The sequence below is a fragment of the Myxococcus sp. AM009 genome (assembly GCF_013372605.1).
Taxonomy (GTDB): Bacteria; Myxococcota; Myxococcia; order Myxococcales; family Myxococcaceae; genus Myxococcus; species Myxococcus vastator.
The window spans coordinates 1-1,415 of the sequence record NZ_JABXEP010000341.1 but is presented as its reverse complement, the minus strand read 5'-3'; the positions used below and the strand labels follow the sequence as shown (position 1 = coordinate 1,415).

Sequence of the window (1,415 nt, the reverse complement as noted above, 5' to 3'; positions counted from 1 at the left end):
CGGCGAAGGCGCCCAGGCTGCCCGGCTCCGCACAGGCGGCGCTGAACGTCGAGGTGCAGGCGGGCTACCGGTACGCGGCGCTCGGGAGCGTGGAGTCGGTGGCGATGACGGCTGAGGGCTTCACCGTAGCGCTGGCACCGCATGCCGTGGCCATGACGGCTGGTGGAACGGACGGCACGCGCCGCACGCAGAAGCACCACATCGCCACGAACAAGAATGATGTTTCGAAGGCGCGGGGTGGGCCGTGGACGCCGGAGTTCAGGAGACTCTTCAAGCGGGCCGGCATGGAGCTGAAGGACCCCGAGAACATCATCCAGGTCCAGGGACACAGGGGGCCACATCCACAGGAGTACCATGAACTGGTATTCGAGCGGCTTCAGGGCGCGACCGCGGGCTGCCGGCAGGTGGCGGCGTGTCGCAAGGCACTGGCGACGGAGCTCCAGCGGCTGGCGAGAGAAGCTGTAACGCGTGGATCCGAAATCAACAGACTCCTGACCCGGGGTAAATGAGGCAGAACGTTCGCCATGCCGAGCCGCTACTTCAAGCTGACCGAGGACAGGTACGCGGAAAATTGGGACCTGGGTGACCCCTTGGACGAGCAGGGGCACGAGGTGGAGGACCCGTGGGTGTACGCCGCCGGTCAACCCATCCACAGCCCCAGCGGTCGTCTGACCATCCCCGTCGACGCGCCTGGAAAGCGGTTGGACTTCTGCACAGCGGGCATTGGCGTGACGCCCGTGGTGCACGTCAAGGTGGCCTCGCTCTTCGCGGAACTGGCCCCAGAAGACGTGCAGCTCATCTCCGTGGACCTTCCGGGACAACCGGACCAGTACCTCATCCTCGTCGCCACCCAGCTCATTCGCTGTATCGACGACCATGCAACCCGAGAGGTGCTGTACTGGAAGCCCGAGGACGAAAGGCCGGAGAAGCTCGGCCAGTATCGCTCCGTCGTGGGCTTGCGCATCGACCCCTCGAAGGTGGGCGGCGCCAAGGTGTTCCGCACCTGGGGCTGGCCCATCGCCCTCATCGTCTCCGAGGACCTCAAGGTCGCCCTGGAGCGGTCCGGCGCCACGGGGATGAAGTTCACCCCCGTGTGACGCGGGCGGCTACTCCGGCTTCTTCGTCCCCGTCCGCTCCCAGAACTCGCCCATGGCGCGCGAGGCCCAGACGATGGGCATCCCATCCACCATCGACTCCTCGAAGGTGAGCGGGTCGATGGCGAGCTGGCCAATGCGCAGGCGCGCCCCAGCCGGTTCGCGGCGAGGTCCTCGTGTCACGCCTGGGAGCCAGGTTTGACGGGGCGCCTCGCATGGACTCGAGGCCACGGGGTGCCGATGCGACTGATTTGGGTGTTCTTGCTGCTGCTCATCGGGCCCGCGTGCTCGACGGTGCGTGTGGTTCGGCTGGACACGGGA

Annotated in this window: 3 protein-coding genes; 2 read left to right on the top strand and 1 reads right to left on the bottom strand. The window is 66.8% G+C overall.

From position 1 onward, the window contains the following. Both HV824_RS35720 and HV824_RS35715 read left to right on the top strand, forming a co-directional pair. Window positions 1–509, top strand: a 509-nt coding sequence (locus HV824_RS35720) for an AHH domain-containing protein (protein ID WP_176425263.1), incomplete at its 5' end; no start/stop codon positions are given. Between the two features lie 15 nt (window positions 510–524). Then, the gene (locus HV824_RS35715) at window positions 525–1,097 is read left to right on the top strand and encodes a DUF1629 domain-containing protein (protein WP_176425262.1); all 573 of its coding nucleotides are present in this window, start codon (window positions 525–527) and stop codon (window positions 1,095–1,097) included. 9 nt (window positions 1,098–1,106) lie between these two features. Here HV824_RS35715 and HV824_RS35710 read toward each other — a convergent pair whose 3' ends face one another. Beyond that, window positions 1,107–1,277, bottom strand: coding sequence for a hypothetical protein (locus tag HV824_RS35710; RefSeq protein ID WP_176425261.1), 171 nt, complete (start codon window positions 1,275–1,277; stop codon window positions 1,107–1,109). Window positions 1,278–1,415 lie beyond the last annotated feature (138 nt).